This window comes from Nocardia abscessus NBRC 100374 (assembly GCF_000308455.1).
In the GTDB taxonomy this organism is placed as follows: domain Bacteria; phylum Actinomycetota; class Actinomycetes; order Mycobacteriales; family Mycobacteriaceae; genus Nocardia; species Nocardia abscessus.
Map to the genome: position 1 here is coordinate 103,094 of NZ_BAFP01000031.1, position 14,896 is coordinate 117,989.

General features: G+C 66.0%; 17 protein-coding genes and 1 pseudogene. 7 read left to right on the forward strand and 11 right to left on the reverse strand.

Annotated features, from left to right (window positions below; genetic code table 11):
- Positions 1-102: 102 nt before the first annotated feature.
- From ON19_RS05410 to ON19_RS05425, 4 genes are all read left to right on the forward strand, one after another.
- On the forward strand, positions 103-558 hold the full coding sequence (locus tag ON19_RS05410; protein ID WP_043687743.1) for a hypothetical protein: 456 nt from the start codon (positions 103-105) through the stop codon (positions 556-558).
- 55 nt (positions 559-613) lie between these two features.
- Entirely contained in the window at positions 614-3,967 is a 3,354-nt protein-coding gene (locus tag ON19_RS05415; protein ID WP_043687746.1) for an error-prone DNA polymerase, read from the forward strand.
- 87 nt (positions 3,968-4,054) lie between these two features.
- Positions 4,055-5,047, forward strand: a complete 993-nt coding sequence (locus ON19_RS05420; protein WP_051168556.1) for a DUF4349 domain-containing protein — start codon at positions 4,055-4,057, stop codon at positions 5,045-5,047.
- Positions 5,004-5,234, forward strand: coding sequence for a DUF167 domain-containing protein (locus ON19_RS05425; RefSeq protein ID WP_043687957.1), 231 nt, complete (start codon positions 5,004-5,006; stop codon positions 5,232-5,234). Before ON19_RS05420 ends, ON19_RS05425 begins: the two co-directional genes overlap by 44 nt.
- Positions 5,235-5,279: 45 nt before the next feature.
- Here ON19_RS05425 and ON19_RS05430 read toward each other — a convergent pair whose 3' ends face one another.
- The 7 genes and pseudogenes from ON19_RS05430 to ON19_RS05460 form a co-directional block, all read right to left on the reverse strand.
- Positions 5,280-5,744: a tRNA (cytidine(34)-2'-O)-methyltransferase gene (locus ON19_RS05430; protein WP_043687749.1), complete on the reverse strand. Its 465-nt coding sequence runs from the start codon at positions 5,742-5,744 to the stop codon at positions 5,280-5,282.
- Positions 5,745-5,788: 44 nt separating this feature from the next.
- On the reverse strand, positions 5,789-6,202 hold the full coding sequence (locus tag ON19_RS05435; protein WP_043687752.1) for a type II toxin-antitoxin system VapC family toxin: 414 nt from the start codon (positions 6,200-6,202) through the stop codon (positions 5,789-5,791).
- Entirely contained in the window at positions 6,199-6,450 is a 252-nt protein-coding gene (locus tag ON19_RS05440) for a hypothetical protein (RefSeq protein WP_043687756.1), read from the reverse strand. The genes ON19_RS05435 and ON19_RS05440 overlap by 4 nt, the downstream gene beginning before the upstream one ends.
- Before the next feature lie 182 nt (positions 6,451-6,632).
- Entirely contained in the window at positions 6,633-7,058 is a 426-nt protein-coding gene (locus ON19_RS05445) for a hypothetical protein (protein WP_157229600.1), read from the reverse strand.
- A gap of 116 nt (positions 7,059-7,174) precedes the next feature.
- On the reverse strand, positions 7,175-8,077 hold the full coding sequence (locus ON19_RS05450) for an NAD(P)-dependent oxidoreductase (RefSeq protein WP_043687765.1): 903 nt from the start codon (positions 8,075-8,077) through the stop codon (positions 7,175-7,177).
- A gap of 171 nt (positions 8,078-8,248) precedes the next feature.
- Positions 8,249-8,641 (reverse strand): annotated as a pseudogene (locus tag ON19_RS05455) (Scr1 family TA system antitoxin-like transcriptional regulator); the annotation flags it as partial.
- A gap of 37 nt (positions 8,642-8,678) precedes the next feature.
- Positions 8,679-8,933 (reverse strand): DUF6879 family protein, encoded by a 255-nt coding sequence (locus tag ON19_RS05460; protein ID WP_051168558.1) that lies wholly within the window; start codon positions 8,931-8,933, stop codon positions 8,679-8,681.
- 313 nt (positions 8,934-9,246) lie between these two features.
- Between ON19_RS05460 and ON19_RS05465 the strand changes: the two genes are divergently transcribed.
- Entirely contained in the window at positions 9,247-10,632 is a 1,386-nt protein-coding gene (locus ON19_RS05465; protein WP_227954462.1) for an IS110 family RNA-guided transposase, read from the forward strand.
- Positions 10,633-10,638: 6 nt separating this feature from the next.
- Here the strand turns inward: ON19_RS05465 and ON19_RS05470 are convergent, their stop codons facing one another.
- The 3 genes from ON19_RS05470 to ON19_RS44625 all read right to left on the reverse strand — a co-directional run bounded on the left by ON19_RS05470 (position 10,639) and on the right by ON19_RS44625 (position 12,353).
- Positions 10,639-10,917 (reverse strand): DUF6879 family protein, encoded by a 279-nt coding sequence (locus tag ON19_RS05470; RefSeq protein WP_157229601.1) that lies wholly within the window; start codon positions 10,915-10,917, stop codon positions 10,639-10,641.
- Positions 10,918-10,989: 72 nt separating this feature from the next.
- A complete protein-coding gene (locus ON19_RS05475; protein WP_051168560.1) occupies positions 10,990-11,844 on the reverse strand; it encodes a helix-turn-helix domain-containing protein in 855 nt (284 codons plus the stop codon).
- Positions 11,841-12,353, reverse strand: a complete 513-nt coding sequence (locus ON19_RS44625) for a DUF6879 family protein (protein ID WP_043687768.1) — start codon at positions 12,351-12,353, stop codon at positions 11,841-11,843. The genes ON19_RS05475 and ON19_RS44625 overlap by 4 nt, the downstream gene beginning before the upstream one ends.
- A gap of 1,144 nt (positions 12,354-13,497) precedes the next feature.
- Here ON19_RS44625 and ON19_RS43595 point away from each other — a divergent pair.
- Positions 13,498-13,743 carry a DUF3017 domain-containing protein gene (locus tag ON19_RS43595; protein WP_195099024.1) on the forward strand — a complete coding sequence of 82 codons (246 nt, stop codon included), beginning with the start codon at positions 13,498-13,500 and terminating at the stop codon, positions 13,741-13,743.
- 51 nt (positions 13,744-13,794) lie between these two features.
- On the opposite strand, the gene ON19_RS05495 is transcribed toward ON19_RS43595, so the two are convergent.
- On the reverse strand, positions 13,795-14,442 hold the full coding sequence (locus ON19_RS05495) for a nitroreductase family protein (protein ID WP_043687773.1): 648 nt from the start codon (positions 14,440-14,442) through the stop codon (positions 13,795-13,797).
- A gap of 69 nt (positions 14,443-14,511) precedes the next feature.
- On the opposite strand from ON19_RS05495, the gene ON19_RS05500 reads away from it, so the two are divergent.
- Positions 14,512-14,889, forward strand: a complete 378-nt coding sequence (locus ON19_RS05500) for a winged helix-turn-helix transcriptional regulator (protein ID WP_043687777.1) — start codon at positions 14,512-14,514, stop codon at positions 14,887-14,889.
- The last annotated feature ends 7 nt before the right edge of the window (positions 14,890-14,896 follow it).

Consider the following 14,896-nt stretch of genomic DNA (forward strand, 5'->3'; position numbering starts at 1 on the left):
GGTGGATGCGTTCGAGAACCGCACGGGCGTGCGGTTTTCCGGGTGTACGAAACGCATCGAACAACGCTCGAAACGTTCGAACATATGTGCGATACTCGGCGCATGTCGGACGATCGGATGGCGGAGGTGTTTGCCGCGGTGCGGCTCGGTGGCGTCGACCCCGCGGCGGGGCGACGGGCGTTGGAAAAGCTCTGGGTCGAACTCGGCGAACACGGCGGAGCATTGCAACGCTGTGTGGTCGCGCATCATCTCGCCGACCTTCAGGAGAATGCCGCCGAGGCGCTGCGCTGGGATCAGCGCGCGCTGGCGGCGGTGTTCGGGCCCGGCGTGCCGCTGGATGAAGGCCTGCGCGGCTTCCTGCCGTCGCTCTATCTGAATCTGGCCGACAGTCATCGCCGGGTCGGCGAGTTCGAAGTGGCCCGGATGCAATTGGCCATCGCTCGCGGGCATCTCGACGTGCTGGCTTCCGATGCCTATGGCGCGCTCATTCGGGGTCGTCTACAGGGCGTCGAGGCCGCCCTGGCCGCCGGGTCCGTCGAGCGGCTTCGGGCGTCCTGACCTGCCTGTACTTCCTCTGTCTTCGAATGTATGTTCGAGGCGAGGAGGAGAAGTCGTGGGCTGGAGCGACGGTCCGCCCAGCTGGGCGGAGATGGAGCGGGTGCTGTCCGGGCGGACGAACCCCGACGCGAGGTATCCGGGCGACGGCGGCGACAGCCCGGCGTGGTCGCGTAAACGCGAGGAGTACCGGCCCGAGCCGGTGCGCCGCGCCGAGGGGCCGTCGGTCCCGTATGCGGAGCTGCACGCGCACTCGGCCTACAGCTTCCTGGACGGGGCGAGTCATCCGGAGGAATTGGTGGAGGAGGCGGTGCGGCTCGGCTTGGCGGCGATCGCGCTCACCGACCACGACGGCTTCTACGGCACCGTCCGCTTCGCCGAGGCGGCCAAGGAATGGGGGATGCCCACCGTCTTCGGCGCCGAACTGTCCCTCGGCACGGCACTCGAGCCGCGCGTGCCCGGCACCGAGCGTGGGCACGCCGCCGCCCCCGACTCGGCGCCGCGCACCGGAGCGCCGGACCCGGCCGGGCCGCACCTGCTGGTGCTGGCCCGTGGCCAGGAGGGCTACCGCAGGCTGTCCCGCGAGATCGCCGCCGCCCACATGGCCGCGGGAGAGAAAGGCATCCTGCGCTACGACCTCGATACGCTCACCGCGGCGGCCGAAGGACACTGGCAGATCCTGACCGGATGCCGGAAGGGACACCTGCGCCAGGCCCTCGAGCTCGACCTGCGCGCGGGAAGCACCCGGCTGGACCGGGCGGAGGCCGCGCTGCGCGAGCTGACCGACCGCTTCGGCGCCGACCGGGTGAGCGTGGAACTCACCCACCACGGCGTCCCGGAGGACGACGAGCGCAACGCCCACCTCATCACCTTGGCCGACCGCCTCGGCCTGCCCGTGCTCGCCACCACCGGAGCGCACTTCGCCGCCCCGAGCCAGCGCCGCCGAGCGATGGCGCTCGCGGCGATCCGGGCCAGGCAGAGCCTGGACGAGATGGCGGGCTGGCTGGCCCCCGCGGGCGGCGCGCACCTGCGATCCGGGGCGGAAATGGCGCGGTTGTTCGCCGACTGCCCGCAGGCGGTGGCGAACGCGGCGGCCCTGGCCCGCGAATGCGCTTTCGATCTGCAGCTGATCGCCCCCCATCTGCCGCCGTTCGACGTGCCCGCGGGGCACGACGAGCAATCCTGGCTGCGCGAACTCGCCCTGACCGGCGCCGCGGCGCGCTACGGCTCCCCCGAGGAGAACCCGGAGGCCTACCGGCAGATCGAGCACGAACTCGCGGTGATCAACGACCTGGAGTTCCCCGGCTATTTCCTGGTGGTGCACGACATCGTCCGCTTCTGCAAGGACAACGACATCCTCTGCCAGGGCCGAGGTTCGGCGGCCAACTCGGCGGTCTGCTACGCGATCGGCATCACCAACGTCGACCCGGTACGCAACCAGTTGCTGTTCGAGCGTTTCCTCTCCCCGGAGCGCGACGGTCCGCCGGACATCGATGTCGACATCGAATCCGACCGCCGCGAAGAAGCGATCCAGCACGTCTACCGCAAGTACGGCCGCGAGTACGCCGCGCAGGTGGCCAACGTGATCACCTATCGCGGCAAGTCCGCGGTGCGCGATGCCGCACGGGCGCTGGGGTTCTCGCCCGGCCAGCAGGACGCGTGGAGCAAGCAGGTGAGCCGCTGGACGGGCGTCGGCGCCGAGACGAACACCGACATCCCCGCCGAGGTGCTGGAACTGGCCGCCGAGATCGAGGGGCTACCCAGGCATCTGGGCATCCACTCCGGCGGCATGGTGATCTGCGACCGGCCGATCGCCGACGTCTGCCCCGTGGAATGGGCGCGCATGTCCGGTCGCAGCGTCCTGCAATGGGACAAGGACGATTGCGCCGCCATCGATCTGGTGAAGTTCGACATGCTCGGCCTCGGCATGCTCTCCGCCCTGCACTACATGATCGACCTGGTGCGCGAGCACAAGGGCGAGACCGTCGAGCTGCACTCGCTCGACCTGGCCGAACCCGAGGTCTACGCGATGCTTTCGCGCGCGGACTCGGTGGGCGTCTTCCAGGTCGAGTCACGCGCGCAGATGGCGACCCTGCCCCGGCTGCGACCACGCAGCTTCTACGACCTGGTGGTCGAGGTGGCGCTGATCCGCCCCGGTCCGATCCAGGGCGGGTCGGTGCACCCTTACATCCGCAGGCGCAACGGCGTGGAGGACATCGCCTACGACCATCCGGCGCTGAAGAATTCGCTGGAGCGCACGCTCGGCGTGCCGCTGTTCCAGGAGCAGCTCATGCAGATGGCCGTCGACGTCGCGGGCTTCACCGCCGTCGAGGCCGATCAGCTGCGCCGCGCCATGGGTTCCAAGCGGTCTCCGGAACGCATGGAGCGCCTCAAAGACCGGCTTTATCAGGGCATGCGCGAACGGCACGGCATCACCGGCGAGGTGGCCGACCGCATCTACGAGAAGCTCTACGCCTTCGCGAATTTCGGCTTCCCGGAAAGCCATTCGCAGAGCTTCGCCTCGATCGTGTACTACTCGTCCTGGTTCAAACTGCACCATCCCGCCGCCTTCTGCGCGGGTCTGCTGCGCGCCCAGCCGATGGGTTTCTACTCGCCGCAGTCCCTGGTCGCCGACGCGCGCAGGCACGGGGTCGCGGTGCACGGCCCCGATGTCAACGCCAGCCGCGCCGAAGCCACCCTGGAGGCGGAGGGCACCGAGGTGCGCCTGGGTCTCGCCGCGGTCCGGCAGATCGGCGAGGATCTCGCCGCACGGATCGTCGCCGCCAGGGGTGAGCGGCCCTACACGTCCTTCCTCGACCTGACCGGGCGGGTGGAACTCACTGTCGCCCAAGCGGAATCCCTCGCCACGGCGGGCGCGCTCGGCAGCCTCGGCGTCACCCGCCGCGAAGCGCTCTGGGCGGCGGGCGCGGCCGCGGGCGAGCGCCCGGACCGGCTGCCCGGTACCGGCGCGGCCACCACCGCGCCCACCCTGCCCGGGATGAGCGATCTGGAGACCGCCGCCGCCGACGTCTGGGCCACGGGAGTCTCACCCGGCAGCTATCCGACCCAGTTCCTGCGCCCACGCCTGGATGCCCTCGGTGTCCTTCCGGCCTCGAGCCTGCTGCAGGTGCCCGACGGCTCCCGTGTCCTGGTGGGCGGCGCGGTGACGCACCGGCAGCGTCCCGCCACCGCGGAAGGCGTCACCTTCCTCAACCTGGAGGACGAGACCGGCATGGTGAACATCGTCTGCTCGCTGGGGCTGTGGCGGCGTTACCGGAGCCTCGCCCAGGGCGCTGCCGCCCTGCTCATCCGCGGCCGGGTGCAGAATGCCGAGGGCGTGGTCAGCGTGGTCGCCGAACATCTGCAGCGGATGGATCTGCGGATGGTGTCCAAGTCGCGCGACTTCCGTTGAGCGAGTGCTTTAGAGAAGTGTTAGAAGCGTTCTAGAGAACTGTTATGCGGGGGTGTCCGCGCAGCGTAAACGGCTACTGTGCCAGGCATGAGGAAGCTTGCTGTGCTGTGTGTCGGCGTGCTGGGGTTGATCTTGCTCGCCGGCTGCGGTGACGAGGACGCGAAACCCGCTCGGGACCGGACGTCGGTGGCCGTCCCCGGGCCCGCCTCCGCGCTCGTGCCGCCAGGGCTGCACGAGCAGGCGCCGCCGAAACGGGACAACAACTCCGGCGGTGAACCGATGTCCGATCGCAAGGAGGTGGTCACCGGCAGCGTCGAGATCACCGCCGACGCGCCGGTCGCCGCGGCGGGCACGGTCATCGAGCGGGTGCGTGTGGCGGGCGGGCGGGTCGACAGCCGCACCGAGCAGCCCGGCACCGACGACACCAGAGCCAGCGCTACCCTCGTCGTCCGGTTGCCCGCGGACAAGACCGACGCGTTCATCGCCGACCTCGACGGGATCGGGCAGGTCACCCGGGTCAGCACCAACCGCGACGACGTCACCATGCAGTGGGAGGACCTGGACGCCAGGATCAAGGCGCTGCAAGCCTCGGTCGAGCGGCTGCGCGCGCTGATCGCAGGCGCCACCAACACCTCCGACCTGATCACCGCCGAGCAGGCGCTGTCCAGCCGCCAGGGTGAGCTGGACAGCCTCACCGCGCAGAAGCGGCGGCTCGACGACCAAGTGGCTCTGTCCACGCTGACCATCGAGATCACCACCGATCAGAAGAAGTCCGACGACGACCCCGACAGCTTCTGGGACGGCATCGTCTCGGGCTGGAATTCCCTGGTGGACTGGTTGCAGGACGCGGTCGTGTTCAGTGGCAAGGCGATTCCGTGGCTCGGTTTCCTCGCGGTGGCGGCCGCTGTGCTGTGGGGCATCGTCCGGGTTGTGCGCCGTGGGAAGCCCGCGTCGGGCGCGAGAGAATCGGCACCGGCTCCCGCGGAGCCCGCGAGCAGCGCCTCGGCAGGCGCGGAAACCAGCACAGGAGGCAAACGTGCCGACGGTGGTAAGGGCGACGATCAAGCCGAACAGCCGTAAGGGCCCGCTGGTGGAAACCCTCGACGACGGCAGCCTGCACCTGTACGTGCGGGCTCCCGCCGTCGAGGGCAAGGCCAACAAAGCGGCCATCGAGTTGCTCGCCGAGCACTACGGAGTCCCCAAGTCCGCTGTCCGCCTGACCGCGGGCGCGACCTCCCGCTTCAAACGATTCGAGATCGACGACTGAGCGTCGATCGCCCTGTCTCGCAGATTATTCGCGAAGCGGGGTGGATCAGACGCCGCCGGGGAAGCCGAGCTGACGCCAGGCTTCATAGACGGTTACCGCGGCCGCGTTGGAGAGGTTCATGGAGCGGCGGCCGGGCAGCATCGGGATGCGCAGCCGGTCGGTGATGCGCGGGTCCGCGAGAACCTCCGCGGGCAGCCCGGTGGGTTCGGTCCCGAACAGCAGCACGTCGTTCTCGCGGTAGGCCACGTCGGTGAACCGCGTGCGGGCCTGCGTGGTGAACGCGAAGACCCGCTCCGGGCGCAACACCTCCCACGCCGCCGCCAGATTCGCGTGCACCGTCACCGACGCCAGATCGTGGTAGTCCAACCCGGCCCTGCGCAACTTCGGCTCCGACAGCTCGAACCCCAGCGGCTCGATCAGATGCAGATGACACCCGGTCCCCGCGACCAACCGAATCGCGTTACCGGTATTCGGCGGAATGCACGGCTCGTGGAACATCAGATGGAACACACGTGTCAGTCAACCAGGTGGCCGAGAGCCACCGACACCGTCGGTCAGTCGGGCAGCAGTCGAAGAGGAACCGAGTGATGGGTTCGGACCGCGCTGAAGTGTCGGCGATCCAATGTCGCGACTTCCTTCACGTCCAGTCGTTCGGCGACGGCCAGGACCGCGGCATCGACCGCGCCGAGCGGGAAGTCGGCGTACTTCCGAACCAGCTCGGCCATCCGCCGTAGATCGGCCCGGGTGAGATCGACAAGCTCGATTTCCTCATTGGCGATAGATTCCAGGAACCTGGCTTCGACCGTAGGTCCGACCCGCGTTTCCAAGAAGTAGCAGACTTCTGCGAGAACTGGACCTGGGACCAGTAGAGGCCCGGGGTGGGTCTCGAGGAGATCGAGGCAGCGCCGATGATCCGCGTCATTCTGGTTCAGTACGGCGACGAGCGGGCCTGTGTCGCAGACGATCACTCGGCTTGTCTACCACGTTCTTCGCGGAGCAACTCTTCCGACCTTGCCGCGAGATCCGGCTCGGCGTGCATCACGCCGGCGAACGAGAGGCGTCGACGCCGCTCGCCCGGAGGGTCGGTGGCGGGGCCTCGGTCGGCGGTATCGGTGACGACCAACTGCAACGCGACAGCCCGCAGCGCATGCGCCTGGTCCGGCGTGAGCCGATCAACCAGACGATGTAGATCTTCGTAGTCGAACGCTGCGGTCATGGGATCGATTGTAGTGAGAACTGCACGCTACAGCGCTGAGTACGCACTATCCCTGCCGTAGCACCGGATACCCCGGGCTGTCATGCCGTCGCTGACGCTCTGCGAATGGTAATTCCATGCTTGTGGACCATCAGGCGGAAGACGGTCCAGTCGATCGGGCGCCGGGACTCGTCGGCACATGCTCAGCCGAAGCTGCCCGTGCTCGGCTTGCCGATCACGTCGACGGTGATGACGTCTGTCATCGACGTGTAGCCGTGGCGGGGATCACCGGTGGGGCGCTCCCAGGCGCATGCGCCACGTACACGCATCTGTCCGGCGGGCAGACTTCCGTTGCCGAGCGACGACTGGACCATCTTGCCGTCCGCGATGGCGAACGATGTGGGGTTGTTGCCGCCGAAGATCTCGCCGGTGTCGTCGTTGTACACCCAGCACACGCCCTCGGCGTTCGGGTTGTGGAATTTCGCCGACACGGTTCCGGGCACCGAGAAGACCTCCTCGATCACCGGAGGCGACAGCGGAGGGGTCGCGGTCGCGGTGGCGCCGGAGCCGAGCGCCATCGCCACGGCCGGAAGCGCGGCGGCGAGAAAAGGAAGTCGTCGAGCGGTCATGATCCACATGTTGTCAGCTTCCCGAGTGTGCCCCTGTTTTCAGGGGCATCAACATCACTGAGCGACAACACTTTTGATCCGGCGCGAGAGGCGGTATCCCGGACCGGGCGCGGATGTCAGGCTCCGTGGATACTGTTCCGCGGGCGGTCGGGTGCCAGTAGCTGGATCAGCGCTGTGATGCTCTGCTCGCCCAGGCCGTCGGCTACCGCTCGATGCAGCAGGTCGTGCATCGGAGCATGCCAGGACATATCGACGCCCGACTCCGCGCCGAGCTGCTCGTCGTTGCCGATCGCGGTGTGGAACAGCGCGATCGATGAGCCGAGCCGGGTGAAGTCCCGGTTGTCGATCTCGTCGGCCATGACCGGTAGCAGTGACTCGATCATCTGGAGCCATTTGATCGAATAGGGCACCATTGTGCGCGCTGCCAGACCGCGCGCGGACAGTACCGCAGCGCCTTCGAAGAATCCGAGCAGTGCGGGGAGAAGGGTGGCGCCGACGGCGGATTCGTAGAGAGCGGCCAGGTCCGGTTCGTCGCCCAGATGGACGAGGTCACCACCGAGTACTCGCAGTGTTTCCCTGTGCTCGTCGAAGACGTCCTGTTCGCCGCCGAAGTACAGCAGTGTGTCCGGCTTTCCGACAGCCGAAGGTACGTTCTTGATCGCGCCACCGAGGAAACGCGCCCCTCGGCCGGTCGCCCACCGCGCGAAGTCCCGCGCGTCGGCAGGGGTGCCGCTGTTGAGCGTGACGAGGGCTCGCCCGTTCAGCTCGGTCTCGGCAGCGGTCAGACTGTCGCGGGTCGCCTGAAACGTGGTCAAGCATGTGATGATCAGCGGGCTGGCGGCGATGGCATCGGCGACGGCGAGTTGCTGGTGCGCGCCCGCGGCCACCAGCGCAGCCGCCCGTTGCGGGCTGCGATTCCACACGGTGGTCGGATGTCCCGCCGCGAGGAAGGCTTCCGCGAGGGCGGAACCCATCGAACCCGTGCCGAGCACGGATACCGCGGTTTTCTGATCACTCATGCGACTCCAATCGCGCGCTGTACGTGAGACTCATGGCCACGTGACAAGGACCGAGTGTTTGCCCACCCGGCGACAACGACAAGTACGCACTTTCGGGAGCAGTTCCAAACGTTCAGGTAAGTGCCCAGATAGCGGCGAGCAGCACCGTGGCTTTTATGACCGGAGTCACAATCAGCCACCGTCATGTTCCGTCGATGCCGATAGACGACGTCGTCTCTGAGCTTGACGCCGGTCGAGCGCTGTCCTGATCAGCTTCCGCACGGCTTCACCAGTGACAGACTGCCCGGCGAGCGTTTTGAACGCCCTGCCATAGGTTGCTATCTCTCGCGGTTGGGTGATGATCAACTCCGCGGCTGTTCCTTCCACCATGACAAGCCGGTTATCGAACATGGCGAAGTTGGTGGACACCACCAGCGCCTCAGCCAGGGCTGGAACGATGCCGAGCGTGACACGCGGCATCCCCGGGATCGAGGCCAGCCGGTCGAGCTGGCCGATCATGACGGCGTCGGTGCCGACGGTGGTGTAAAGCGCCTGCTCGGCGATGAGGAAGTGGAACCGGTGGTCGCGCTGGTGAGAGCTTCCCGCGCATCGTGAACGTTGGTCACTGGTCGGCGTACTCCGCGTACGGGGTCGCCAGTTCCCATAGTCGTTGCTTCACGCTCCGGCAGTAGCCGACGATCCCCGGATCGGTGGTCACGGCCAGCCCCGCTGGCTTCCCGTTCTCGTTGATCAAGTTGTAGACAACCCGCTCGTTGTCGATGAGCCACCAATCATCGGGTGGCACCTCGCCTGCGAGATGCCGGGGTACGTACCGGATATCCTCACCGGCCGCTGTATTGGTATCGGTGACCGACATTCAAACTTGGTGATGGTCTCGAAGCTCTCGTCCGGCACGGCCGGCTGGGTGAGAATTCGAGACTCCGGCGCCTGCTTGCTACCGCTCAATGACCGAGTGGGGTTGTGCTCCTTGCCTGTTGATCGCGGGGCTTGCAGGGCCATCGCCGGGTGAGATGCGTCCTGTTAGGAACCCGGCGACTCGGCATCTGCCGTTGTGCAGGCGTGATGCGGAGATCCCTGTTGGTGAATGTCTGGTATTGCATCGACTCCCGCGACGGAATTTCCCACGCCGGACATGGGACAGAGATCGTCGAGCGACGGGAGTTGGATCGTTGGAGTTGCGGCTGGGTATCGATGTCGCCTGTCGGGCAGCGCACCAGGCCAGCCTGGCCGATGAGCAAGGCAAATTCCTATGGTCAGGTCGCAAGTTCCGCACCACCACCAGCGACCTGCAGCGACTGTGGTCGATGCTGCCGGCCGGGGCGGACTCGTCGTCGATCACCATCATCATGGAGCCCACGCGCAACGCCTGGGTGCCGTTGGCGGCCTGGTTCCGCCGTCAGGGCGCCACTGTGGTTCTGGTGCCGCCAGAACAATCTGCCGATCTGCGCGACTACTACTGCAAACACACCAAATCCGACCGCTTGGACTCGAAAATCCTTGCCCGGATCCCGCTTCTGCATCCCGAGGGCATGCACACCGCGACCGGGCTCGGGCCCGGCGACACGATGCGCAGAGCGGTCAAACTGCGCTCCAACTTGGTCAAACGCCGCACCAGCATCCTCGCGCGATTGGATGCGCTGCTCGAACTCCTCGGACCAGGCTGGCACGCGGCACTCGGCGCGGACCTGGCCAACAAGACCCCACTGCGGTTCCTCGCGCATTACGCCGACCCGCACGTAGTCATCCGGTTGGGCCGGGCGCGGCTGTCACGATTCCTCACTCGCCATTCTCGCGGCAGCTGGCGCGAGGAGAAAGCCGACCAGCTCATAGCCGCAGCCCGGGAAACGCTCGACCTCTGGGCCGATGGACTGGACTTCCCGGAGTTGGCCGACGACATCGCGATCGAGGCCCGGCTGGCTTTGCAGCTCACCGACGAGATCAAGGAACTCGAAACCCGTATCGCGGCACTGCTGGACAAGGCCGACCCGGGCGGCATCGTCTGCTCGGCGCCCGGGGTCGGCCCGATTCTCGCAGCCCAGATCCTGGGACGTCTGGGTGACCCCAACCGCTTCGATTCCCTGGCCGCGATCCGTTCCTTCAGTGGACTGGTGCCAAAGCTCGATTCCTCAGGCTTGAGCGGAAGACACGGTGGTCCAACGAAATCCGGAGACGCCTGCCTGCGCGAAGCACTGTTCATGGCAGCCGAACAGGCCCGGCGCAGCGATCCATCGCTGGCGGCGAAATACCACCGGCTCATGACCGAGACCGGCAAACACCACAACTCCGCGGTCTGCCATCTCTCCACGACCCTGCTCACCCGCATCGCCGCCTGCTGGCGCCGCAGCGAGCACTACGTCATCCGCGACGTCGACGGCAGCCCACTCACACCCGAACAAGGCCGTCAGATCGTCGCTAACCGATACACCGTCCCGGCCGAGATCCGCGCCGCCCGCCGCATCACCAGTGCGCGGACGGGCCGACGACACAAGGAGTCGCGCAGCGCTCCACCGATCGGCCCGTCAACAACCAAGGCTACGAGCCTTCCACCGAGTTGACATCCGTTAGGAACTCAACAGCCAGCGGTGGTAGTCGGTGTGCGGCACCGTCACAACGCGGACCCGGCTCACCGTTACTCCCCGACCGGTCGTTTCCTCGACCGGATCGTTCCATCGGTTCTTGTGTTCGTCCGGCAAGGCGGGCTCTCCGGCGAGGAAGCGCCGAAACCGGTCGGACTCCGTGGGCACAGCGTAGGCGTCCTTCACTTCCAGGTGAAAAGCCTCAGCCTTGCAATCACGAAACAGGGCCACCCAATCCGGCGGCTCATGCTGAAGGTAGAGCACCGTAGAACGTCCTCCTGATCTTCGGAACTTCGACCGCTGTCTCGTTGGCCGCAAGGTCTAGTTGAGCCAGCCTCAGTGGTCCTCGATCGATCTATCCCCATGTATGCGAAGCGCTGCGCCTATCAGTTCCCGCGCAGCGTGGCCGGTGACCGACAGGCCGGAAAGAGTGTCGAACGCACGGTGATACAGCTGGATTTCCCTCGGCTGGGTCACAGTGAGTTCTGCGGTTATCGCTTCGACGAGCACTATTTTGTTGTCGAACACTGAAAAGTTCGTCGGAGCGAATGGAAGTTCCGCCACGGCCGGCACGATTCCGAGCGTCACCCTGGGTAGCCCGACTACAGCGAGCAACCGGTCCAACTGACCGACCATCACATCGGCACCGCTGACCGTTGTGTGCAACGCTTGCTCTCCGATGAGGAAGTGGAACCGCCGGTTTCCTCGATAGAGAAGTTGTTGCCGCTCCAGCCGCTTGGCGACCCCCGCCTCTACATCGTTGGGTATTTGGTAGAACTGGCTGACGTTCCGTAGCGTTCCCGTCGCATATTCGGCGGTCTGCAAGAACCCGGGGATGAAGAACGGGTTGTAGATTCGTACGATTTGAGATGTCTCGCTCAGGCTCACCAGCGCATGTTGACGTCGTCGAGTGCCGGTGCCGAGCACTTTCCGCCATTCCAGATATGCGGCGTTGATGTTCTCCAGGTTGGCTACCAGGTCCGGCACCTCATCTACGGCGTCGCAGTGCTCACACCAGGCGCGGATGTCATCGCGTGACGGTTTGATCCGTCCGTACTCGATCTTGGAGATCTTGGTTTGGTGCCACTCGTTTCGCCGGGCCAACTCTGCGCCGGACAATCCCGCGTTGAGTCGAAGCTCCCGGAGCCGATTTCCGAGAGCTTCGCGCTGCTGGTGAATGGAGTCGGTCACGTGCGGGCGTACTCCGCGTACGGCGTCGCCAACTCCCACAAACGGTCGCGGACACTTCGGCAGTAGTCCACAACTCCTGGATCTGTGGTTATCGCCGCACCTGCCGGTTTGCCATCAGCATCGACGAGGTTGTAGACGACTCGTTCGTCATCGAACAGCCACCAGTCATCCGGTGGCACCTTCCCGGCCGCGTGGCGGGGCAAGTACCGGATGTCCTCCCCGGACTGAATGTTGCGTCCGGTCACCGACAGCAACCAACGGTGGTAGTCCGAGTGTGGGACGCTCACGACACGGACCCGACTCACCGATATCCCGCGACCAGTGGTCTCCTGCATAAGCGCGTGCCACGGTACGGGCGGTTCGTCGGGCGGAGGTTCGCCGACGAGGAATGCTCGAAGTCGATTGTCCTCGGATGCCACGGCGTAGGAGTCGCGAACCTCTAGATGAAATGCGCTGCGCCGCAATGCCCGGAACCAGTCATTCCACGGGTCACCGTCGGCCAGCAGCACCGTAGAACGTCCTTCCTAGCTTGGGTACCTCGATAGCCGTTTCGTCGGTGGCCAAGTCGAGTTGACTCAGGGTCTCATCATCCGTGATCGGTCGTCCGGCAAGGGTGAAAGTCCCTCGGCCGGTGTCCGTCATCGTTGTCCCAAGGAACGTATCGGCTTCCGCGAAGCCAGTTAGCAGGTGTGGGATTTCGATGTTCCGGGTGTGTCTGTCTTCCACCCCTGGACGAGGTAGCTCGCCTGGTCGGTGGCGTACAACGACGGACAACCGTTGGCCTCGGACCCGCCCTTGCCAAGGAACCTCAACCGCATCTGGGTTTCTCCCATCGTGACATGCACATGCATGATGGACTGTCATTCCAGTCTGACTCACAAATATGCAGTGCGCCAGGCAAATATTGCTTTGTGCATACCCGTGCATGAACCTGGACGCACCTCCGGTGAGCTCTTTACCGTCCTTACCGGCACGCGACGCCGGGTGACCTGCCCCCGACGTCGGGTGCCTGCCAACCGCGACGGATGGGGTGGACGAATGAGGCCACGGCCGACAGCAATCGGGTATCTGCGCCGAGATATATCCGGCGTCTCACAGACCTGGGATGAGATTCAACTCCGCAGTCTCGCCAAGCGACTCGGGTACGAACTCGCGAAGACGGTCGTGTTCGGTCCTGAGACCGACAGCCCTCTGAGCCGCCTGATGAACGTCGTTCGCCGAGTGGATGTCGACGCCGTGATCGTTCCCGGTGTCCGGCACTTCGGTGGGGAAGTGCCGCCCGAGTTGGTGAAGGTCGTCGACGTGATCACGGTGGATTCAACGAAGACCTATGCTCGCTGGGCGCCAGGGTGCAGCGGCGGCCGGATGTTCTCACCGGCTGAGCACGACGCATGGCTCAGGTCTTTGGGCAGGTGAGCGACCGCAACCCCGGCCTCTATATCGTCAGTCATCGACAACTTGCATGGATGCTTGTCGGGAGCGTCAACGATGGCAGCCGCCATGGCCCGGCTGTTCGGTTCGAAGAACCTCCGGCGGACCGGGCGCGGGGGAGTCTGCAAGAATCTGGGTGTGACCGATGCCGACACGCCTATCGCGGAGCACCGGGGTGGTGCCCGGAGTCTGGGGGCGCAGTTTCTGCGCTGCCATCTGCCGATGGTGGTAGTGACGCTGGTCATGGTGGTGGCGGTGGTGTTCGTGGCGTCCGACCGGTGGCGGCGCGGGGCGTTCTTCTTCGGCGGTGCGACGCTGCTGGCGGCGGCGTTCCGGTTGTGCCTGCCGACCGCGCAGGTCGGGCTGCTCGCGGTGCGCAGCAAACCCTTCGACGTCGGCGCGCTGACCCTGCTGGGGTCGAGCATTCTGTTCCTCGCGGCCACGATCAACACACTCGGCGTCGGCTGACAGCTCGAGCGATCGGCGACCCGGCCGGGCCGGGTCGGGTCGCCCAGGTGATCAGCGGGCAGCGGCGTATCGCTCGGCGAAAACCGTTCGTTCACGCGGCCGTCGCCCGGGATGGGGTGGGACGGCGTCGCTGTAGCCGATGGTGATCAGCACCGCTATGGCGAGATCCTCGCGGTCGCCGATACCGATGGCTTGCTTCACCAGGTCCGGGTCCCAGCCGTTCATCGGTGCGGAGGCCAGGCCGAGTCCGGTGGCGGCGAGCATCGCGTAGGTGGCCGCGATCATCGCGTTCTTGACGGCGTTCTCCCGCAGCAGTCCGCGCTGCTCCAAGGCCAGGTACTCGGCGCGCGCGTCGAACAACGCGGTGAATTCGGCGTTCCACGCGCCGTTGCGGCCGGCCAGTTCGGCGATATCGGTGTTGCGGTCTCGCCAGGCGGCGGCATCGGCGACGAAGACCAGTACCACCGGCGCCTCCTTCGGCTGCGGCTGACCGAATGCCGCCTTCGACAAGGCGTCGCGGCCGGACGCACTGGTCACGACCACGATCGACCGGTCCTGCATGTTCCACGCGCTCGGTGCCTGCATCGTCAACTCGAGCAATTCCTCGATCAGGCCGGGCGGCACCGGGTCGGGGCGATAGTGCCGTACCGTGCGACGTCCTCGAATCGCGTCGGCCACCGAAAGTGTCTGTGTTTCCATATTTCTTACTATCGGAGAGTCACACTCCAATGGGAAGAAGGCACTTTTCGGTGCGCTACACTCCGATAGGTGCGCACGTATCTCGAAGATTCCGGTCTGCCCGCCGACGTCTACTCCGCGAAGTGCCCCACGCGGGAGGTCCTCGACCACATCGCGGGCAAATGGACGGTGCTGATCATCGACGCGCTCGCCGACGGCACCATGCGGTACACCGATCTTCGCCACCGCATCGACGGCATCTCCCAGAAGATGCTGACGCAGACGTTGCGTCAACTCGAGACCGACGGATTCGTCACGCGGACAGCGCATCCCACCGTGCCGCCGCGGGTCGAGTACACGCTGACGGAGCTGGGTCACAGCTTGCGCACGCCGATAGCGGCGCTGCGGGAGTGGATCGAGACCAATATCAACCGAATCGAAGCGGCGCGGCGGGCCGCGGCGCTGTGAGGGTGGC

Excerpts from the sequence above, each read along its gene's own strand:
- ON19_RS05410 (WP_043687743.1), top strand. The coding sequence starts at position 103 with ATGTCGGACGATCGGATGGCGGAGGTGTTTGCCGCGGTGCGGCTCGGT.
- ON19_RS05420 (WP_051168556.1), top strand. The coding sequence starts at position 4,055 with ATGAGGAAGCTTGCTGTGCTGTGTGTCGGCGTGCTGGGGTTGATCTTG.
- ON19_RS05440 (WP_043687756.1), bottom strand. The coding sequence starts at position 6,450 with ATGACCGCAGCGTTCGACTACGAAGATCTACATCGTCTGGTTGATCGG.
- ON19_RS05445 (WP_157229600.1), bottom strand. The coding sequence starts at position 7,058 with ATGACCGCTCGACGACTTCCTTTTCTCGCCGCCGCGCTTCCGGCCGTG.
- ON19_RS05450 (WP_043687765.1), bottom strand. The coding sequence starts at position 8,077 with ATGAGTGATCAGAAAACCGCGGTATCCGTGCTCGGCACGGGTTCGATG.
- ON19_RS05460 (WP_051168558.1), bottom strand. The coding sequence starts at position 8,933 with ATGTCGGTCACCGATACCAATACAGCGGCCGGTGAGGATATCCGGTAC.
- ON19_RS43595 (WP_195099024.1), top strand. The coding sequence starts at position 13,498 with ATGGTGGTAGTGACGCTGGTCATGGTGGTGGCGGTGGTGTTCGTGGCG.
- ON19_RS05495 (WP_043687773.1), bottom strand. The coding sequence starts at position 14,442 with ATGGAAACACAGACACTTTCGGTGGCCGACGCGATTCGAGGACGTCGC.